The 2,600-nt window shown below is 75.2% G+C and carries 3 protein-coding genes; 2 read left to right on the top strand and 1 reads right to left on the bottom strand.

Annotation, left to right across the window (positions count from 1 at the left end; all coding sequences use genetic code 11):
- The coding region (locus tag H5J30_RS26645; protein WP_181789878.1) for an aldehyde dehydrogenase family protein at window positions 1–1,173 on the top strand (1,173 nt) is incomplete at its 5' end.
- A 5-nt stretch (window positions 1,174–1,178) separates the two neighbouring features.
- Window positions 1,179–1,964, top strand: a complete 786-nt coding sequence (locus H5J30_RS26640) for a 3-oxoacyl-ACP reductase (RefSeq protein WP_181789877.1) — start codon at window positions 1,179–1,181, stop codon at window positions 1,962–1,964.
- A 24-nt stretch (window positions 1,965–1,988) separates the two neighbouring features.
- Here the strand turns inward: H5J30_RS26640 and H5J30_RS26635 are convergent.
- The coding region (locus H5J30_RS26635; RefSeq protein WP_508470774.1) for a type III PLP-dependent enzyme domain-containing protein at window positions 1,989–2,600 on the bottom strand (612 nt) is incomplete at its 5' end.

The raw sequence follows: 2,600 nt of genomic DNA, 5'->3' as shown, positions 1-2,600 counted from the left end.
GAACTCGCCCGGCTGGAGGTCACCGAGGCCGGGCACCCGGTGGCCGCCGCCCGCTGGGAGGCGGGCAACGTACGCGACCTCCTCGACTACGCCGCCGGGGGAGTGGAGCGCCTCACCGGCAGCCAGATCCCGGTGGCCGGCGGCCTCAACGTCACCTTCGCCGAGCCGCTCGGCGTCGTCGGCGTCATCGCCCCGTGGAACTTCCCCATGCCCATCGCCGCCTGGGGCGCCGCCCCCGCGCTCGCCGCCGGCAACGCCGTCGTGCTCAAGCCCGCCGAGACCACCCCGCTGACCGCGCTGCGGCTCGCCGAGCTGGCGCTCGAAGCGGGCCTGCCGGAGGGGCTGTTCCAGGTCGTGCCAGGCGCGGGGCCGGTCGCGGGCGCGGCGCTCGTCGACCACCCGGACGTGGCGAAGGTCGTGTTCACCGGCTCCACCGCGGTCGGCAAGCGCATCGCCGCGCAATGCGCGGAGCAGGTCAAGCGCGTCACCCTCGAACTCGGCGGCAAGAGCCCGAACATCGTCTTCGCCGACGCCGACCTGGAGCGCGCCGCGGCCGCCGCCCCCGCCTCGTTCCTCGACAACACCGGCCAGGACTGCTGCGCCCGCAGCCGCATCCTCGTCCAGCGCAGCGTGTACGACCGCTTCCTCGCCCTGCTGGAGCCCGCCGTCCTCGCGTTCACCGCCGGCGACCCCGCCGACCCCGGCACGCAGATGGGCCCGCTGATCTCCGCCGCCCACCGCGACCGGGTCCGCGGCCACGTCCCCGAGTCCCGCCCCGCCGCCATCCGCGGCACCGTCCCCGAAGGCCCCGGCTACTGGTACCCCGCCACCGTCCTCACCGACGCGCCGCCCGACGACCCGGTCAGCCGCGAGGAGGTCTTCGGCCCCGTCGCCGTCGTCCACCCCTTCGACGACGAGGCAGACGCCGTACGCCTCGCCAACGCCGGCCCGTACGGCCTGTCGGGCTCGCTGTGGACCCGCGACACCGCCCGCGCCGTCCGCGTCTCGCGCGCCGTGGCCGCGGGGAACCTCTCGGTCAACTCGCACAGCAGCGTGCGCTACTGGACCCCCTTCGGCGGCTTCAAGCAGTCCGGCCTCGGCCGCGAGCTGGGCCCGGACGCGCTCGCGTCGTTCACCGAGACCAAGAACGTCTTCATCAGCACCGAGGAGTGAGCACGATGACCGACCAGACCCCCGTCTGCCGCCGGCTGCCCGGCCGCACCGCCGTCGTCACCGGCGCCGGCAGCGGCATCGGCCTGGCCACCGCCCGCCGGCTCGCGGCGGAGGGCGCGCACGTCGTCTGCGCCGACATCGACGAGACCGCGGGCAAGGCGGCGGCCGAGGCAGCCGGCGGGCTGTTCGTACGGACCGACGTCACCGTCCCCGACGACGTCGAGGCGCTGTTCCGGACCGCGTACGACACGTACGGCTCGGTCGACGTCGCGTTCAACAACGCCGGCATCTCGCCGCCCGAGGACGACTCCATCCTCCGCACGGACATCGACGCCTGGCGCCGCGTGCAGGAGGTCAACCTCACCTCCGTCTACCTGTGCTGCAAGGCCGCCATCCCGTACATGCAGCGCCAGGGCCGCGGCTCCATCGTCAACACCGCCTCCTTCGTGGCCGTCATGGGCGCCGCCACCTCCCAGATCAGCTACACCGCCTCCAAGGGCGGCGTGCTGGCCATGTCCCGCGAGCTGGGCGTGCAGTTCGCCCGCGAGGGCATCCGCGTCAACGCCCTGTGCCCCGGGCCGGTCAACACCCCGCTGCTCCAGGAGCTGTTCGCCAAGGACCCGGAGCGCGCCGCGCGGCGGCTGGTGCACATCCCCGCGGGCCGCTTCGCGGAGGCGGAGGAGATCGCCGCCGCGGTGGCGTTCCTCGCGAGCGACGACGCGTCGTTCGTCAACGCCGCGGAGTTCCTCGTCGACGGCGGCATCGCGGGCGCGTACGTCACGCCGCTGTAGCACCCGGGCCCGGCGGGCCGCGCGCTACAGGTACGTGCGGCCCTCGCCGCGGTACGTCGGGACCGCCTCCGTGACGCGCTCGCCCTCGATCAGGTGCAGCGCGTCGAACCGCTCGCACAGCTCACCCGCCTTGGCGTGCCGGAACCACACCCGGTCCGCGATCAGCAGGTCGTCGGCGGGCGGGCCGAGCAGCGGGGTCTGCACCTCGCCGGCGCCCTCCTGCCGGTCGTAGCGCAGCCCTTCCGGGAGGTACGGCACGGGCGGCCGGTCGGAGCCGGCGGGGCCGGAGGCGGGGTAGCCGCCGCCGAGGACGGTGACGACGCCGACGCCCGGCCGGCGCACGACGGGCAGCGCGAAGACGGCGGCCGGGCGGCCGTCGAACGCCGTGTAGTTGTCGAAGAGCCGCGGCTGGTACAGCCCGGAGCCGGCGGCGACCTCGGTGACCGCGTCCTCCGCTGCGGTGTACTGCACGCTGCCCGTACCGCCGCCGTTGACGAACTCCAGGTCCGCCAGCCGGCGCACCGCCGCCACCGCCTCCGCCCGCCGCACGGCGAGCTGCCGCCGGGCCACCGACTGCATCAGCCGTATCCCGCGCGACGTCAGCGGCCACCCGGGGACGTCGTCACCGACGCCCGC

It is taken from the genome of Streptomyces phytophilus (genome assembly GCF_013870535.1).
GTDB classification, from domain to species: domain Bacteria; phylum Actinomycetota; class Actinomycetes; order Streptomycetales; family Streptomycetaceae; genus Streptomyces; species Streptomyces phytophilus.
Note: the sequence above shows the minus strand (reverse complement) of the source record. Positions and strands in the feature narration are given on the sequence as shown.

Bases quoted from the DNA above. Each gene is read 5' to 3' on its own strand.
- H5J30_RS26640 (WP_181789877.1), top strand. From the start codon at position 1,179: ATGACCGACCAGACCCCCGTCTGCCGCCGGCTGCCCGGCCGCACCGCC.